Source organism: Paenibacillus marchantiophytorum (genome assembly GCF_014640555.1).
Classification (GTDB): Bacteria; Bacillota; Bacilli; order Paenibacillales; family NBRC-103111; genus Paenibacillus_E; species Paenibacillus_E marchantiophytorum.
The window spans coordinates 39,870-55,638 of sequence record NZ_BMHE01000023.1; the positions used below are offsets into that span (position 1 = coordinate 39,870).

At 48.0% G+C, this 15,769-nt stretch carries 17 protein-coding genes; 12 read left to right on the plus strand and 5 right to left on the minus strand.

Annotated elements, in window-relative coordinates; translation table 11 throughout:
- Positions 1–230: 230 nt before the first annotated feature.
- On the minus strand, positions 231–1,307 hold the full coding sequence (locus IEY34_RS20540; RefSeq protein WP_189014622.1) for a helix-turn-helix transcriptional regulator: 1,077 nt from the start codon (positions 1,305–1,307) through the stop codon (positions 231–233).
- A gap of 153 nt (positions 1,308–1,460) precedes the next feature.
- Between IEY34_RS20540 and IEY34_RS20545 the strand changes: the two genes are divergently transcribed.
- The 5 genes from IEY34_RS20545 to IEY34_RS20565 are packed head-to-tail and all read left to right on the plus strand — an operon-like array spanning position 1,461 to position 5,621.
- Positions 1,461–2,459 (plus strand): ABC transporter substrate-binding protein, encoded by a 999-nt coding sequence (locus IEY34_RS20545; protein ID WP_189014624.1) that lies wholly within the window; start codon positions 1,461–1,463, stop codon positions 2,457–2,459.
- Entirely contained in the window at positions 2,434–3,240 is an 807-nt protein-coding gene (locus tag IEY34_RS20550) for an ABC transporter permease (RefSeq protein WP_189014626.1), read from the plus strand. The genes IEY34_RS20545 and IEY34_RS20550 overlap by 26 nt, the downstream gene beginning before the upstream one ends.
- Positions 3,188–3,829: an ABC transporter ATP-binding protein gene (locus IEY34_RS20555; RefSeq protein WP_189014628.1), complete on the plus strand. Its 642-nt coding sequence runs from the start codon at positions 3,188–3,190 to the stop codon at positions 3,827–3,829. The genes IEY34_RS20550 and IEY34_RS20555 overlap by 53 nt, the downstream gene beginning before the upstream one ends.
- On the plus strand, positions 3,826–4,530 hold the full coding sequence (locus IEY34_RS20560; RefSeq protein ID WP_189014630.1) for a class I SAM-dependent methyltransferase: 705 nt from the start codon (positions 3,826–3,828) through the stop codon (positions 4,528–4,530). Before IEY34_RS20555 ends, IEY34_RS20560 begins: the two co-directional genes overlap by 4 nt.
- Positions 4,527–5,621, plus strand: a complete 1,095-nt coding sequence (locus IEY34_RS20565; protein WP_189014632.1) for a saccharopine dehydrogenase family protein — start codon at positions 4,527–4,529, stop codon at positions 5,619–5,621. The genes IEY34_RS20560 and IEY34_RS20565 overlap by 4 nt, the downstream gene beginning before the upstream one ends.
- 6 nt (positions 5,622–5,627) lie before the next feature.
- Here IEY34_RS20565 and IEY34_RS20570 read toward each other — a convergent pair whose 3' ends face one another.
- From IEY34_RS20570 to IEY34_RS20585, 4 genes are all read right to left on the minus strand, one after another.
- Positions 5,628–6,134, minus strand: a complete 507-nt coding sequence (locus tag IEY34_RS20570) for a C40 family peptidase (RefSeq protein WP_189014741.1) — start codon at positions 6,132–6,134, stop codon at positions 5,628–5,630.
- Between the two features lie 232 nt (positions 6,135–6,366).
- Positions 6,367–7,134 carry a YheC/YheD family protein gene (locus IEY34_RS20575; RefSeq protein ID WP_189014634.1) on the minus strand — a complete coding sequence of 256 codons (768 nt, stop codon included), beginning with the start codon at positions 7,132–7,134 and terminating at the stop codon, positions 6,367–6,369.
- A 112-nt stretch (positions 7,135–7,246) separates the two neighbouring features.
- Positions 7,247–7,783 carry a CDP-alcohol phosphatidyltransferase family protein gene (locus IEY34_RS20580; protein ID WP_189014636.1) on the minus strand — a complete coding sequence of 179 codons (537 nt, stop codon included), beginning with the start codon at positions 7,781–7,783 and terminating at the stop codon, positions 7,247–7,249.
- Positions 7,784–7,797: 14 nt separating this feature from the next.
- The gene (locus IEY34_RS20585; RefSeq protein WP_189014638.1) at positions 7,798–8,820 is read right to left on the minus strand and encodes an AI-2E family transporter; all 1,023 of its coding nucleotides are present in this window, start codon (positions 8,818–8,820) and stop codon (positions 7,798–7,800) included.
- A gap of 171 nt (positions 8,821–8,991) precedes the next feature.
- Here IEY34_RS20585 and IEY34_RS20590 point away from each other — a divergent pair, with 171 nt between their 5' ends.
- The 7 genes from IEY34_RS20590 (at position 8,992) to IEY34_RS20620 (ending at position 15,748) form a co-directional block, all read left to right on the plus strand.
- Entirely contained in the window at positions 8,992–9,672 is a 681-nt protein-coding gene (locus tag IEY34_RS20590) for a response regulator transcription factor (RefSeq protein WP_189014640.1), read from the plus strand.
- On the plus strand, positions 9,669–11,420 hold the full coding sequence (locus IEY34_RS20595; protein WP_189014642.1) for a sensor histidine kinase: 1,752 nt from the start codon (positions 9,669–9,671) through the stop codon (positions 11,418–11,420). Before IEY34_RS20590 ends, IEY34_RS20595 begins: the two co-directional genes overlap by 4 nt.
- 76 nt (positions 11,421–11,496) lie before the next feature.
- Entirely contained in the window at positions 11,497–12,456 is a 960-nt protein-coding gene (locus IEY34_RS20600; protein ID WP_189014643.1) for a substrate-binding domain-containing protein, read from the plus strand.
- Between the two features lie 33 nt (positions 12,457–12,489).
- The gene (locus IEY34_RS20605) at positions 12,490–12,924 is read left to right on the plus strand and encodes a Fur family transcriptional regulator (RefSeq protein WP_189014644.1); all 435 of its coding nucleotides are present in this window, start codon (positions 12,490–12,492) and stop codon (positions 12,922–12,924) included.
- 249 nt (positions 12,925–13,173) lie between these two features.
- Positions 13,174–13,881, plus strand: a complete 708-nt coding sequence (locus IEY34_RS20610; protein ID WP_189014645.1) for a metal ABC transporter ATP-binding protein — start codon at positions 13,174–13,176, stop codon at positions 13,879–13,881.
- Positions 13,827–14,717, plus strand: a complete 891-nt coding sequence (locus tag IEY34_RS20615) for a metal ABC transporter permease (protein ID WP_189014646.1) — start codon at positions 13,827–13,829, stop codon at positions 14,715–14,717. Before IEY34_RS20610 ends, IEY34_RS20615 begins: the two co-directional genes overlap by 55 nt.
- A 29-nt stretch (positions 14,718–14,746) precedes the next feature.
- Complete coding sequence (locus tag IEY34_RS20620) at positions 14,747–15,748, plus strand: metal ABC transporter substrate-binding protein (protein ID WP_189014647.1); 1,002 nt, start codon at positions 14,747–14,749, stop codon at positions 15,746–15,748.
- The last annotated feature ends 21 nt before the right edge of the window (positions 15,749–15,769 follow it).

A 15,769-nucleotide genomic window follows, 5' to 3' on the forward strand; every position in this document is an offset into this window, starting at 1 on the left:
GGAATTCGATAGCTTATCTAATGGCAGCTATTTTGCTCATATAAGGGTTGTGGAGTTCGTAAGGGGCACCCGGTCATTCCGGAGCACTCCCCGGCTCTGAGCACTGCCGATCACTCCCCGGCTCTGAGCACTGCCGAGCACTCCCAGGCTCCAATCACTGCCGATCACTCCCCAGCCCCCGGGCACTCCCCGAGGTCATCTGGGCACTGGGCAGGCACAGCTCATCCCGCTTAACGCAGGCTAAATCGGGAAAACAAAAGCCAAATGAGCTCTCTGCGGCTCGTTACGCCTGTTTTAAGAAAAATTGATTTGAGATGATCCTGCACCGTGTAGGTGGAAATATGGAGGGCATTCGCCAGCTCTTTGGTAGAAGATCCGCGCAGAATCTGGTCAAGGATCTGTTTTTCGCGTTCAGATAGCCCATACGCTTCCGCGATGAGCGGTAATGTATCGGAGGGCTTGGCCTGTTCGAACCAAATGGCAATTTGGACGGATGAGGAGGTATGCCGGAGAATGCTGGCTTGAATGCTCAGGTAAGGACCCTCTGGCGTTCTTATGCGCACCTTGGCTGTGAAGCCCCGTTCTTCTGCATCGGCAACGCCCGATAAGGCTCGGAAGCTAACAGCACGGATAGGTCTAGGCAGCGTCTCGTTATCAATGCCCTCCCATTGCCGAAGATGTGCCATCCAGCGGTCCCCGACTGTATTGGAAGACAGCATAGCAAGATGGTCGGATAGAATCACTAGCCCCGATTCCTCTTTCATCTGGATGGTTTCCTCAGAGGGAAGCTCCAGGCTTCGTTGACGTAGATGGAAGGCGATGGTAGGGACAAGGGAAGCGATGCATCCACGCTCGTTCTCACTAAACAGCGGACGATCGTCATAGCGAAATAACGTCAAATATCCCCAACAAGCCCCTTGGTACATGAGCGCTGCCCGCAATTCATCTTTGTATCCGGCAGGGAGCAGCACATTCCTGTAGCGGGTGCTTCGCTCTAATTGCCCATTCGTCGCGCCGCTCAACGTAGCTACAGGGTCAGCAGCCAGTACCAGCTGACTGTAGGCATTAATATCCTCATGCAAGTATTCATATTCGAACAGAAGGTGATGAATCGCTTCAATGCCTTCCTCTGTAACAGCTCCTGTGCATAGAAGGGTCTGCGGATCAACGGTGGTGAAACAGGCACCGTCAAAGGGCAGAGACTCTCGCAATATACCAAGTAATGCTGATCTGTATGCCAGCGAACTGCTCGTGCTTTTCTCCAGATTGCGTATCTTCCTTCGGATAGCTTCCCATTCTTCTTTCATAGTGGATCATTCTCCTATGTCTATGTTGTTCATCCAAAGTAGGCTAGGGACAAATCCCACATTTGTGGGATAGTGATTTCCATCCTCATCCGTATAATTGAGAATGATTCTTAATCTAAGTTTACAGGATACGAGAGGAGTTGGAAAGACCATATGCGATCTTTACCCCGTTACTTGTTTCGTTCATTCTTGATGGGTTTGCTTGTAATTACCGCTTTGACAGGCTGCTCCACAACAAATAGCAGCAATCAGGTTGTTCCCTCACAGGGGCCGATTTCTCCGATTGCCAAGGTTACATTGGTCTCGCCCAAGGCGCCTTCGTTGCTGCCAGCCTTGCTGGTGGAACAGCAGAAAGAGGCTGGCATAGAGCTCAAGGTGGAGACGTGGGACACAATGGAACAACTGCTGGCCCGTATTCAAAACAACGACGCGCAGTTTATCGCTGCCCCGCTCAATGTAGGGGCCAATATCTACAAGAAAGGACTGCCCCTGCAGCTGCTTCACGTGAATACATGGGGTTCGATGTATTTGATCTCGCTCGATCCCAACGTACACAGCTTACCGGACATGGCTAATAAAACGGTTTATATCCCCGGCCAAGGCGGCCCTCCTGATATATTGACGCGTTATTTGATCAAAAAAGAAGGACTCGAAGGTCAAATTAAGCTCGCTTACGGCGTCATACCGGACATCATGCAGCAATTGGCTGCTGGGACCATCAAGTATGCGGTGCTGCCGGAACCGGTGCTTAGCGGTCTGCGACTGAAATCTGCCAATTCCTTGATTGAAGTTATCGATTATCAGAAGAGCTGGCGAGCCAGCTTCGGGGAAGATTTGCCGCAGACAGGCGTGTTCGTTAATCCAGCATGGGCCAAAGCGCACCCAACTGAAATTGCTCAGTTCCAAACACAGTATCAAAAAGCGCTGAACGAAATGGTCAAAAAACCGGGGACGGCGCTGAAATTAGCAGAGGGAGCGTTCGGCCTGCCGGAGGCAGCACTTGTACAAGCGATGCCACACATTTCTTTGATTTTCAAAAATGCAGTGGAAGCGAAACCAGAAGTGGAGCGTTATTTCAACATTTTGCTGCAAGCTGATCCAGATTCGATCGGGGGTTCTTTGCCGGATGCAGGTTTTTACTACGGCTTCTAACAAATGGTCGCATTACTTAATATACCCCATGCTTCTTCTCTTATGGGAAGGCATTGCCCGTCTCTATCCGCCCGTCATCTTGCCTGGACCGATCGAGACCCTCCATGCGCTAGCTGCGCTCGTCACCAAAGGGGGCTTCTGGCAGCCAGTGGTTCATTCGTTTCTGCGTTTTGCCGCGGGGTTCGGCCTTTCACTAGTACTCGGTGGCGGGCTCGGCATAGGGGCTGGCAGGAATGAAACTGTCTTTAAGCTTGTCCGGCCTGCCATAACGCTGCTCCAAGCGGTTCCTCCTGTTTCCTGGATGCTGCTGGCGATTCTTTGGCTGGGCGTACAAGGAGGCGCGCAAATCTTGGTCGTGACGATTGCGCTGCTCCCCGTATTTTTCTTCAATTCGATTCAGGGGATAAGGCAGGTCCCTCGAGATCTACTGGAGATGGCAGCGGTCTTTGGAATAAGCCGAATGAAGAGACTGAGGGATATTGTTTGGCCTGCCATTGCCCCTTTTTGGTCAGCCGCGCTGACCGTTAGCATCGGAATGGGCTGGAAAACCGTGGTGATGTCGGAATTAATTAGCGGTCAGACGGGGATCGGCGCGGCGATGAATACGGCGAGAATTTATGTGAAAACAGAAGATGTCATGGCTTGGACGCTAGTCGTAGCGTTCCTGGGGATTGTCCTGGAAGCTCTGGCGCGCAAATATACCGTGAATAAGAGAGGACGCTTAGCAGATGCAATTCAAGCAAGTCACCGTCAAATACGGGAATCATCGGACCATTTTTGAGGATTTCTCATTGGACCTGACTGCAGGGCAGATCACATGCATCATGGGTGCCTCTGGGATCGGGAAAACAACGCTGCTGCGCATGGCAGCAGGCCTGGAGCAGCCATCTGGCGGGATGATTCATCGCATGGAGACATCCATAGGCATTGTATTCCAAGAGCCCAGGCTGCTGCCCTTTCAAACCGTATTAGAGAATGTACAGTGGGTGTTCGACCGAGAAGGAAATACAGAAACAAACAGATACGCACTATCCTTATTAGAAAAAGCTGGTCTGACTCACGTTCTGCATGACTATCCTCATCAACTCAGCGGAGGTATGAAGCAGCGGGTTGCTATTGTGCGAGCCTTTGTATCCAGCCCACAGCTGCTCATTATGGATGAGCCGTTTCAAGGTCTTGATGCCTGGACAAAGAGGGAGATGCAGAAGCTGCTGCTTCTCTTGTGGAACAAGGAGAAGCCAACGGTGCTGCTGGCTACACATGACCAAGAAGAAGCGTTTGCATTGGGCAACCGTGTCATTGTATTGGGGGGAACCCCCGCGGCCATCATCGATGATAGGTCTACAGATAGAGAGGAGCTAAGAGGATGACGAATATAAAAAAAGCAATGAGCTGGGATGACCCCGACGTATATCGCTATGAAGAAACTATCGCTTTAAAAATACCCGGCTATCTCCATTTGTACGATATGACGGATCGCCTGATAGCCGCACACTTGGAGAATGTTGCATCTGTGGAACTGCTCGTTATCGGGGCAGGCGGAGGGCAGGAACTGGTGACATTCGGCAAACGCCATGAAGCTTGGAAGATGACAGGCATTGATCCGTCTTCGCGCATGTTGGAAATTGCCAAGCTGCGTGTAGAACAAGCGGCGCTCAAACAGCAGATCACTTACGTCCAAGGGACAATTGAACAGCTTGAAGCGGGTCCACTTTTCGATGCGGCAACTTGTTTGCTCGTGCTTCATTTTGTCAAAGGATTGGCGCAGAAACAAGATTTGCTTCATCGAATCGCCGAGCGTCTTAAACCGGGCTCGCCGATTTGCCTGGCAGCGATTAATGGGGAACCGGGCTCGGCTGCTTTTGAAATCCAAATGAAAGCCTGGAAAAGCCATATGCTTGATAAGGGGATTTCGCTCGAGGATTGGGAGCGCTTTGCAGCTTCCGTTGGTTACGAAACGGAGCCTGTATCCTCATCGGTGATTAATGAACTGCTGTTAGAGGCTGGTTTCAAACAAGCAACCCGATATTTCGGTTCCTATTTGATTGAGGGATGGATGGCTTTCCGATGAAAAATAGAATAGTCGTCGTAGGCGGATATGGGCATGTCGGAAAAACCATTTGCAGAGAATTAGGCGCCCAATACCCTGGTCTCGTGTATGCAGCAGGCAGAAATCTTGCAAGCGCAGAGAAATTCAGCAGAGAAACTGGCGGCAGCGTTCTGCCCATGCAATTGGATATCGGAGATGAGGTGGCTGCCAGTGTCTTCGATCAGGTTAAACTTGTCATCATGTGCTTGGATCAGACGGATACGGCTTTTGTTCGTGCTTGTTTTCGCAGCGGCACGCATTATATCGATGTTTCGGCCGATGGCCGCTTTTTGAACCAAGTTGAGTATTGGACGACTGAAGCTGAAGCGAACGATGCAACAGCGGTTCTGAGCGTCGGGCTTGCCCCCGGGTTAACGAATCTGCTAGCCCGGCATGCGCACAACTTATTGGATCACACCCAATCCCTTGAACTGTCGATTATGCTTGGTCTGGGGGATCAGCATGGCAAAGCAGCCATTGAATGGACGGTGGATAATCTGAGTGTCAGCTTTCCCATTACGCAGAATGCCCGTCAAATAACCGTTGATAGCTTCACAGATGGGAAAGCAACAGATTTCGGGGCGCATTTAGGGCGTAAGAGAGCCTATCGCTTCCCATTCTCAGACCAACAAACGCTGCCGCGTACGCTTAATGTTCCATCGGTATCCACACGTCTTTGTTTTGACTCCAAATTAGCTACAGCGTTTATGGCAGGCTTGCGCGCAACGGGTACTTTCCGATTTCTAAAGTTCAAAGGAATTCGGAATGCCACAGTGCGCGGCTTCAGCAAGCTGCATTTTGGGATAGATAAATTTGCCCTGAAGGTAGAAGCACATGGCGAAAAAGGCGGCAGGCAAACCACGGTTGCATGCTTGCTGCAAGGCAGTGATCAATCTCAGATGACTGCTCGTGTAGCGAGCTATGTAGCGGACGCTGTCTATAGCAGCAAATTCCCGCATGGTGTTTATCATATTGACCAGTTGTTTGAACTTACAAGTTTGTCTGACAAGGTGCTGAAGGACGCCCATATAGAGATGTTTGTGAATGGAGAAAGTGCCATACAAGCATACTAAAGCTGCTTAGTTAATAACACGTCGAGCGGTTTTATAATTATCTTTCCACCAACCGGAATTCATATCCGAAATGGTTACGCCAGGACTTCCATACGTGTGAAGGATTTGACCATTGCCTATATAAATACCGACATGATGAATCGGTGAATAGAAAAAGACAAGGTCCCCAGGCTGCAGTTGATTCCGAGGCACATAGGTACCGACTTTCGACTGCTCCTTAGATAAGCGTGGGAGATTGCCATATACAAATTGCGTAAACGACGAACAGTCAAAGGTCATGGTCCGGCCCTTCTGGGCGCCATATTGATATTGGACACCTAGATATTGCTTGCCGGCAGAGATGATCAGATTTGCTTTCCCTGATTTGGATGCAGTTGCAGTGGTTGCAGCAGTTGTAGAATCGCTGCTTGCAGCCTGCGCTGATTGCGGCGCTATCATTAGATTAGCTGATGCAAATAAGGATACACTAAGTGTGATTCCTAATAGCGATTTAGTCAGGCGATTCTTCTTCATGGTTATCATGATTGGATATCCTCCTTCAGGATCGTGTTTTAGGTTTCCACCTGGGATAACCTTAACACATCTAGAAGACCCATTGATTACCAATGAAAAGGGAAAGCACTAGCCAATAAAGCTTAGACTGCGATTATTAGAATTCGATGAGAATTGAAAAGGATAAAAACACTTGACAAAGCAAAGAACCTCCATTCCCTTTCGTAGGAGTGGAGGTTCTTGCTGCTAGGAATTACTTGCGTTTGATGGGTAAGAATCGACCATTTGCCCGCGTATAACGCAGAACTTTGAAGAACATTTTTTTATCTGCTAATTGGTTGAAGATAAACGGGTCCGGTGCTGTATTAACTTCGAGAACCCAAGGCTTGAGTGCTTTATCAATCCCGATATCAACCCCAATTTCTTTGAAACCCGGATAATACCTTTGATAATGCTTTGCAATCTGGTATCCTAGCAGTCGCAAGCTTTGGATATATGCCTCTTTCTTCTTGTTCTTCAGATAGGGATTAAGTAATAAGCCGAGTGGCAAGGGTTTGCCGCTGTTATGAAAATTAGTGACTATTTTGTGAGGATGGGCAACACGGCCTATCCATCCCGTAGCTTCCCATGTTTTCTTGGGACTCTTTTGAACCATGATCCTTGTATCAAAAATTCGGTTCTGATGGGTCAAGAGATGGATTCCTTGTTGTACTAAATAGGTCCTGTTTAACTTGGATTTGTTAAGCGAAGCGAATAAGTCAAGAAACGTTTGAAAAGTCTTAACGACTTCACCAGATTGAAAGACGTATTTATCCCTCTTTTCCACACGAATAACGCCCTGTCCGAATGATCCATTCATTGGTTTAATATAAACCATTTTATACCTATTTATCATCGAGTGAAGGTTCGCTTGCGTGTAGATCCTTGTCTCAGGAACAAATTTGCGAAGCTCTTTATTGCGTAAAAGCACCTTTGTTTTAACCCATTTGCTTCCCACGGTACTTGCTCGACTCGTTGACATAGCTGCACCTCGCATTAGTCTCAATAAACTTCCAGTTATCATATTCAAAAAGAAGTTGATTGACTGGGACAAAGACTAGTTGCGTTCGCCCTCTGTGATAAAAACGATTGCCTTAGTAGCTTTTGGTGTGGACGAGACTTGGTTTGGTCATCTTGGGTATCTTGATTCGACTGACCATCAGCAGGCACAGTACGATAACGAGCATCACCGTCACACTCTTGTGAGGAGGAAAGCAAAGCGGAAACAAGGCCAGGATACAGCTGGCGGCAGGGATGGGCAACCCTGTATGATAGTGGTGCACGCAAGTTGCAATATTGAATCGAGCCAAGCGCAGCGCTCCGCAAATAATAAAGAAAGAAGCCAGCAAGAGCCCGGATACGGGCATTTTGTGTAAAATGACTAAATAAGCACTCAAAGCTGGAGCGGCGCCGAAAGAAATGAGATCTGCCAGCGAACGGAACTCTTTGCCGAACTCGTCAGCCAGTTGCAGCTTATTCACGATATAACCGTCAACGCCAGCCAGCACAGCCGCTAGCATGATGCATAACACCGCTTGGACGGGCTTGTTGTGAAAGGAAAAAAGCAGGGACATTATCCCCGCACCGAGAATAACCATCGTAAGCAAAGTTGGAATCTTTAGAACCCGCATGGGAACACTCCTTATCATTCAATGTTAGGCTTTGGAAGATGGGGGCCTTCCCGATTGACTTCCAGAACATCAAGTAAAAAAACGAAGGTTGGAATGCCGACGATCAATCCCCATATCCCGAAGAAATGCTCGGAAAAGAGCAGAATCATGAAGGTGTAAAAGACAGGCAAATGCGTTTTGGACGCCATTAGCCGGGGATTGAGCACGTAGGCCTCTACGGCGTGAATTACCGTGACCGCGATAAGTAGATAGATGAAATAAGTGAAGCCGCCCAAACTGAACGCAATCATACTTAGTGGAAGGAGCGACAGGAACACGCCAGCCACAGGTATGAGCCCACAGACAAAGATGAGCAGGGCAAGTCCGATCAGATTAGGAAAGCCCATGATCCACAGGGCAAAAGTGGTCAGCAGACAGTTGATCAGAGCGATCAGCAGTTGGGCTTCGATCACTTTCCCGAACGTCTGGACGAGCTTTTTACCGAAAAATGCGATCTCTTTGGAGAACCAGCCCAGCTTGCTGGTATGGAATTGGGCCGTGAAGCGAATCACGTTCTCTTTGCCCAAAAGCAGGAAAAGGCTTAGCATCAAAGCTAGAAAGGCTTGAAATCCCAGATTTCCGATTTTGATCATAAAATCAAACCCAGGTTTCACCATGCTGGGAAAGTCGAGACTGTCCAGCCATACGGTCAAGTAGCCAACGGCTTCATTCTGAGGATCTTCATAGAGCTTTTTGACAAGCTCGAACAGTTGGACGATTTGGTTGACCAAGGCGGGGAAAAATTTAGCTCCAGCGAAGATCACGACTGCCAGCAGGGCCGCATAGATGAGAGCAAGCAGCAGTTTGGAATTGACAGGAACCACCTTTTCAATCCATCGTTTGCTATATTGATGCAGTCGATTCATCAGAAACGTCAGCAGGAAGGTTAATAGAACAAGATTCAGCATGCTGCGAATAAAAAATAGCACAAGGCAAAACAATGCTAATACGGCAAAGCGCTGGACACTGCTTTTCTGCATAATAGCCAAGAAATTCATTAGCGACATCCTTTCAATCTTTCAAATTCAATAGTCTCCAACCTGATTATAGTGATCTGTTGTGTATTTCATGTGTCTTCCCTTTTTCCCTAGCTAAAAACACACGAAAAACACAAAGTTCCGTTATTCTTGCTTTATACGATTTGAATAGCAAAGGGGGGAGCTAGCAGTATGAATCGCAAAGTATTGCTCATTGAAGATGAAAGCTTGATCCGCGAAATCGTGGCCGATTATTTCATGCGAGAGCAGTGGATCGTCTATGAGGCAGAGAATGGCTTGAAAGCCTTGGAAATGCTGGATAGTCTGAATGTGGACCTCGTTATTTTGGATATTCTGATGCCTGAGTTGGATGGATGGAGCGTATGCAAGCGGATACGCGCGAACTCGGCGATGCCGATTATTATTCTAACCGCGAAATCCGATGATGACGATAAGATGCTTGGTTTTGAGTTGGGAGCTGATGATTACGTAACAAAGCCGTTCAGCCCCAAGGTGCTGGTCGCCCGAGCAGTCAGCCTGATGAAGCGTGTAGAGGGGACCGTGGGGAAAGAAGAACATCTTCTGAACTATGGCCGAATTTCGATTAATCGAAGATCCCATCATGTAGAAGTGGAAGGGCAGAATATTGAGCTGACACCCAAAGAGTACGAGCTGCTGCTGTATTTGACGAGAAACGAGGGCATTGTGCTTGCACGGGAAACAATTCTTGATCATGTATGGGGGTTCGATTATTTCGGTGACCTGCGCGTCGTCGATACGCATATCAAAAAGCTGCGGGGGAAGCTGGGGAATGAGGCCCGCCATATCCGCACCATCATCCGTACTGGATATAAATTCGAGGAGGAGCAATGAGAAGACGCAGTGTTACCATGAAGCTGTTTGTAACGACAGCCTTCTTTTTTCTTTTCTTCTATGCCATCGTTTTGCTGGGTCAGCTCAATTTATTTGAAAGCTTTTATCAGTATCAGAAAACAGCCACACTAGAAAAAAAACTTCATGCGTTCAGTGAGTTATATGAGAAAAAGCGCTGGGACGACGCCCGCCTTTCCCGAGAAATCGGTTTATTCATTAACCAAAATAAAGCTCAGCTTGCGATTCTGGGGCCAGAAGGCAATATGAAGCATGACAATTTGTTTCGCATTGTGATTAGGGAGGATAACGGCAATCAGGTTCGAGTTTCCCTTTCCTTCATGCTTAATTCCGTTTCAAGAAAGTTATTGGAAGCGAATTTTAAGCTAGGAGATCACATTGAGGCGGAGGGGGTTTTTGAGGATACGAAGTCGAAGGATCTTCTCTATCCGGTCGTCATTCAGAAGAGTGGTTCCAAGGCAATAAACATTCAAGAAGCGGATAGTAATGAGCCTGTGGAAAAGGTTTCCGGTGTTATTACAGAAGTGCTGCTGCCTTCTTCCAACCAGTGGAATTCAAGGCAAGGCATTTTGTATATTGCGCTGGATGAGTGGTTCCCCTTATCGGAAGAGCGTAAAGGCGTCTTGCAGGCCGGAGGCAGCATCATCGAGGAATGGACAGATCGAGTAAGCGAGACTCGAAGCGTTGTTATGATCCGGCCCGTTATGCGCGATGGGAAGTTAAGCGAGGTGATTTTCGTCCTTGCCTCCCTTCAACAAATCAGTGAAGCCTATGATGCTTTGCGCCTGTTCTACACCTACATGGGGATTGGCGGTATTCTCCTCATCGTGCTGCTCTCGCTCGTTTTCACCAAATTAGTGTCTAAACCGCTAATTAAACTGAATCAAGTGGCACTGCGGATGGTCAAGCTTGATTTCTCGGTGAAATCGCACATCCGAAGAAACGACGAGATTGGGAGTTTATCCAGCAGCTTGAACAGCTTGTCTGAGAAACTGGACAACACTTTGAAGGAACTGTACGACGCCAATGAGCAGCTGCAGTTGGATATGGCACACAAATTGCGGATGGAGCAGCGGCAAAAAGAGTTTATTTCCGACATCTCCCATGAGTTGAAAACGCCGCTGAGCATCGTGAAGGGGTATGTGGAGGGTATCCGGGATGGGATCGGCGAGAACAAGCGAGAGCGGTATCTCGAAGTGATATTGGGTGAGACAGATAAGATGGAAGCGCTCATCAATGACATGCTGGAACTGGCCAAGCTAGAATCACAATCGATCAAACTGAGAAAAAGTTCGTTTCTGCTAAGCCAACAGCTCGAGGATATCGTCGACAAACTCTCGAATCACCTGAATGAAAAGCAGCTTAAGGTGGCTGCTGTTATTATAGGTGAACATGCTGTTCATGCCGATCAGGTGAAAATGGAGCAGATGCTGGTCAATCTACTGATGAATGCGATTCGACATGCGACAGTCGGCAGTGAAATTGCCGTTCGCATTGAAAGTGAAGGCGAGCATATGCGGATGGAGATTGAGAATGAAGGCGAAGCCATTCCTGAAGATCAGTTGGAGACGATATGGGAGCGGTTCTATCGGGTTGAGAAATCAAGAAACCGCAAAACCGGCGGTACTGGATTAGGGCTAGCCATCGTCAAGCAAATTCTGGATCTCCATGAAAGCCGATACGGGGTGGAGAATACGAAACAAGGCGTTAAGTTTTACTTTTATTTGTGATGTGACCCCAAAATACAACCTCCGTCAACTTATGCTACAATAAAAGGAATGAGCAGCGCTTTATTGGAGGATGACAATGACAGCAGACATTTCCTATACAACCGAAGAAATATCCAAGCTTTTAAAGATATCGAAGCTAACGGTTTATGATCTCATCAAGAAAGGCGAGCTTCCGGCCTACCGTGTCGGTAAGCAAATGCGCGTTGACGCTGCTGATCTTGATGCCTACAAAATGCGTGCCAAAAGCGGCAAAGTCTACGCCGCCATGCCAGAAGCGCCGATTCAGCAGGTCCAGGCTCAGTCTGCAACCCCTTCTTCCAAGGCAGCAATTGTTATTACAGGTCAAGATGTCAGCCTAGATATTCTGAGCAAGCATCTCGAGCGGCAAATCTCCACTCACAGGCCGCTGCGTTCCTATGTCGGCAGCTTGGATAGTCTTATTTCGATGTATAAAGGGGAATCGGATATTGTCAGCACGCATCTTCTGGATGGAGATACAGGGGAGTATAATGTTCCCTACATCAAGCGGCTCCTTACAGGCAACTCCTATGTTGTTGTGAACTTGGTTCTGCGAATGGCTGGACTCTATGTAGCTACAGGAAATCCCAAGCAGCTACTGGGCTGGGAGGATCTGAAGCAGCCAGGACTGCGAGTGGCCAATCGCGAGAAAGGCTCGGGCGCGCGCGTGCTGCTCGATGAGCAGCTTAGGCTGCACGGGATTTCGCCGCGGCAATTGAGCGGGTATGAGCAAGAAGAATCCAACCACCTTGGCGTCGCCGGTAAGGTCGCTTCAGGCGAAGCCGACTTTGGCGTCGGGATTGAAAGAGCAGCCAGCATGGTCGGTGGCGTCGCGTTCATTCCACTCATTCAGGAACGTTATGACCTGGTGATGTTAAGGAAACCGGAACACGCACAATGGATCGAAAGCGTGATGGCCATTTTGAAATCAGAAGCTTTCCATAGGGAATTACGTCCCATTCTTGGGTATGATTTGTCGCAGACAGGCCACATTGTATTCGAAAACGAAGGCATCTAGTCACAGCGATAACAGTCGAAAGGAACATGTGCCATGTCAGATAAAACGACGGTCAAAGAGATGATTGAGATCATGGTCCGGGGCGGTTGGCGAATAACAGAACAACGGCGCACACTGGCCGAGATTTTTGCCAAATCAGAGGGGTACTTATCACCTAAATATGTGTACGACCAGATGGCATTATCCTATCCGAGCGTAAGCTTCGATACGGTGTACCGAAATCTGCGATTATTGAGTGATATGGGAGCGCTGGAGCAGTTTTATTTTATGGATGGCGGTTTGAAGTTTCGGACAAGTTGTTTGAATCACCACCACCATCATCTCATTTGCACGAACTGCGAAAAGACGCTGACATTCGATTATTGCCCGATGGATCAAGGGATTAAGCTGCCTGGCAAATTTAAGCTAACAAGTCATCGCTTTGAGATCTATGGCATTTGTGAAGAGTGTCAGAATGCGATGGACTAGGCTTCATATAACTAGGTCACATATATGGAATTTACGACGAAAAGGTTGGCGTTTTCCTGTAGTATAAGCTGCCGGAAGAACCAACCTATGTTTTTATATATTGACATCCGCGGTGAAAAACGATATATTTCTCGGTGTAATAAGTAAATATTACGATTAGTGAAGTAGAGCGATATATTTTTTTGTGATAAAAGCGTAATAATTACATTTTATAATCGTAAGTATTACTTAATGGAAAGGAGTGAGGAGATGCTGTTAGCCTCTATGCAAGAAGTTGAATACGGATATAGTGAGACCCCTTGTATTCAAGATGCGAACGTTGAGATACAGTCCGGCGAATTTGTCGCGGTGACAGGCCCTAATGGAGCTTCGAAATCGACGCTGTTGAAGCTGCTTTTAGGTTTATATAAGCCATGGCATGGTCAGGTTTTTCTATCAGCCACGAATAAAGAAGGTCAGAAGCTAAGGGTTGGATATGTTTCGCAGCAGATTTCCGCGTTTAACAGTGGTTTCCCGAGCACGATTCTTGAATTTGTGCAATCCGGCAGAGCAACAAAAGGTTCCTGGTTTCGCAAAATGAGCGAAGAGGATAGGGAGCAAACGGAGAAGGCACTCAAGCAGATGGGCATGTGGGGGCTCAAAGATCGCAAAATCGGTGAATTATCAGGCGGACAGAAGCAGCGCATTTGCATTGCGCGGGCGTTGGCGCAGGAACCGGATTTATTAGTCCTGGATGAGCCTACAACAGGTATGGATCAAGAAAGTCGCAAGGGCTTCTATGAGCTGATGAATCATCAAGTCAAAGCGCTTGGAAGAACGGTTGTTATGGTGACGCACGGCCTGGCAGAGGTGTCGCCGTATCTCGACCGTGTGATTGAACTGGAACGAAAGGAGGAAGGGGGATGGAGATGCTGCACTACGACTTCATGCAGCGGGCATTTTGTGCCGGTGGGTTAATTGCGCTTCTGGCTTCTGTTCTGGGCGTGTATCTGATGCTGCGCAGACAAGCGCTGATGGCCGATATGCTGTCGCATGTCTCGCTTGCCGGTGTAGCGGCGGGTGCTTACCTGCATATGAATCCTACTGTGACAGGCTTTGTTGTGGCTACCTTGGGCGCCATAGCTGTGGAATATGTGAGAAGGTCTTACAAATCATATAGTGAAATTTCGGTGGCGATTATCATGGTTGGAGGGCTATCAACCGCTGTTGTGCTGATGAGTCTTAACCAAAGTATCAATAAAGGGTTCTCCGCGTATCTCTTCGGTTCCGTTGTTGCCGTTAATCAAACGGAATTAATTCTGATGTTTGCTGTAGCTTTGATCGGAGGCGCATTCTTCTATGTCTTCCGGAGGCCGCTGTATCAAATCACATTCGATGAAGATACGGCGAAGACGAGCGGGTTGCCCGTTTCCTGGATTTCGCTGGGCTTTAGTGTCGTTACCGGAATGATCGTCTCCGCTGCTATGCCTATTGTCGGTGTTTTGCTGGTTTCGGCGCTTGTCGTGCTGCCGGCATCGCTTGCGATACGCATTGCCCCAAGCTTTCAGGCTGCGCTCTTGATCGCAATGGGGATCGGATTGCTTGGGGTATGGGCCGGGTTGACGGCTTCGTACGAGTTAAGCACCCCTCCGGGCGGGACGATTGCGCTGCTTCTATTAAGCTTCCTTGTGGTGGGTCTTAGCTTGAAAAAAGCCATTGTTAAATGGGGAAAAGCAAGAAATTCATTAAGCCAAGAAACAGGAGTTGCTCCTATTAATAGCGTAGCTCGTTTGTCCAAAGAATCATCCATATAATGTTTATTACTAGTAGGAGGAACTTTTACATGAAAAAGACATGGCTTCACCAATCGCTCGCGTTCGCGGCTATATCTGCTGTGGTGCTCTCGGGGTGTACATCCAACTCAGCATCAACTTCAGCGGGTGCTACAGCAACGACGTTAAGTCCGGCAGCAGCCGGCGCAAACGCCAAATTAAAGGTAGTAACGACCTTTTATCCGATGTATGAATTCACCAAACAAGTGGCAGGCGAGCATGCCAATGTTGTCGCCCTTATTCCTGCAGGGGCTGAACCTCATGATTGGGAGCCGAGCGCCAAGGATATGGTACAAGTAAAGGAAGCTAATTTATTTGTCTATAATGGCATTGTGGAAGGCTGGGCGAAGAAAGCATTGGAGAGCGCAGCTAACGACAAACGTGTAGTTGTAGAAGCAAGCAAAGGGATTCAACTGATGGAAGGTTTGCCGGAAGAGGAAGAAGAGGGTGAGCACCATGATCATGAGAAAGCGGATGGGGGCAAAATTCTGGATCCCCACGTTTGGCTGGACCCTGTTCTCGCACAGCAAGAAGTTGCTGCCATCCAAGCTGGCTTGTCGCAAGCTGATCCGGCGCACAAGGATGACTATCAGAAGAATGCGGACGCCTACATCGCGAAGCTCAAAAAGCTGGATGAATCGTTCCGATCCGAACTGAAAGATAGTAAACGCAAAGAGTTCGTTACCCAGCACGCAGCGTTTGGCTATTTGGCCAAAGATTATGGATTAAAACAAGTGCCGATTGCCGGCCTGTCGCCGGAAGAGGAGCCTTCACCAGAGAAAATGGCTAAGGTCATTCAATTTGCCAAGGAAAACCAAGTGAAAACGATCTTTTTTGAAACCTTGGTCGATCCCAAAATTGCGAATACGATTGCCAAGGAAATTGGCGCAAAAACGGATGTGCTTAATCCGCTAGAAGGACTAACAGACGAAGATAAGAAGAATAATCTCGATTATATCGGCATTATGCAAAATAACCTGAAAGCTCTGAAGAAAGCATTAAGCGAAGGATAAAATCGTAAAAATTACGTTTTA

What these genes read in the sequence shown, in the direction of transcription:
- IEY34_RS20540 (WP_189014622.1), bottom strand. Translation starts at nt 1,307, where the DNA reads ATGAAAGAAGAATGGGAAGCTATCCGAAGGAAGATACGCAATCTGGAG.
- IEY34_RS20545 (WP_189014624.1), top strand. Translation starts at nt 1,461, where the DNA reads ATGCGATCTTTACCCCGTTACTTGTTTCGTTCATTCTTGATGGGTTTG.
- IEY34_RS20550 (WP_189014626.1), top strand. Translation starts at nt 2,434, where the DNA reads ATGCAGGTTTTTACTACGGCTTCTAACAAATGGTCGCATTACTTAATA.
- IEY34_RS20555 (WP_189014628.1), top strand. Translation starts at nt 3,188, where the DNA reads ATGCAATTCAAGCAAGTCACCGTCAAATACGGGAATCATCGGACCATT.
- IEY34_RS20560 (WP_189014630.1), top strand. Translation starts at nt 3,826, where the DNA reads ATGACGAATATAAAAAAAGCAATGAGCTGGGATGACCCCGACGTATAT.
- IEY34_RS20565 (WP_189014632.1), top strand. Translation starts at nt 4,527, where the DNA reads ATGAAAAATAGAATAGTCGTCGTAGGCGGATATGGGCATGTCGGAAAA.
- IEY34_RS20570 (WP_189014741.1), bottom strand. Translation starts at nt 6,134, where the DNA reads ATGAAGAAGAATCGCCTGACTAAATCGCTATTAGGAATCACACTTAGT.
- IEY34_RS20575 (WP_189014634.1), bottom strand. Translation starts at nt 7,134, where the DNA reads ATGTCAACGAGTCGAGCAAGTACCGTGGGAAGCAAATGGGTTAAAACA.
- IEY34_RS20580 (WP_189014636.1), bottom strand. Translation starts at nt 7,783, where the DNA reads ATGCGGGTTCTAAAGATTCCAACTTTGCTTACGATGGTTATTCTCGGT.
- IEY34_RS20585 (WP_189014638.1), bottom strand. Translation starts at nt 8,820, where the DNA reads ATGAATTTCTTGGCTATTATGCAGAAAAGCAGTGTCCAGCGCTTTGCC.
- IEY34_RS20590 (WP_189014640.1), top strand. Translation starts at nt 8,992, where the DNA reads ATGAATCGCAAAGTATTGCTCATTGAAGATGAAAGCTTGATCCGCGAA.
- IEY34_RS20595 (WP_189014642.1), top strand. Translation starts at nt 9,669, where the DNA reads ATGAGAAGACGCAGTGTTACCATGAAGCTGTTTGTAACGACAGCCTTC.
- IEY34_RS20600 (WP_189014643.1), top strand. Translation starts at nt 11,497, where the DNA reads ATGACAGCAGACATTTCCTATACAACCGAAGAAATATCCAAGCTTTTA.
- IEY34_RS20605 (WP_189014644.1), top strand. Translation starts at nt 12,490, where the DNA reads ATGTCAGATAAAACGACGGTCAAAGAGATGATTGAGATCATGGTCCGG.
- IEY34_RS20610 (WP_189014645.1), top strand. Translation starts at nt 13,174, where the DNA reads ATGCTGTTAGCCTCTATGCAAGAAGTTGAATACGGATATAGTGAGACC.
- IEY34_RS20615 (WP_189014646.1), top strand. Translation starts at nt 13,827, where the DNA reads ATGGAGATGCTGCACTACGACTTCATGCAGCGGGCATTTTGTGCCGGT.
- IEY34_RS20620 (WP_189014647.1), top strand. Translation starts at nt 14,747, where the DNA reads ATGAAAAAGACATGGCTTCACCAATCGCTCGCGTTCGCGGCTATATCT.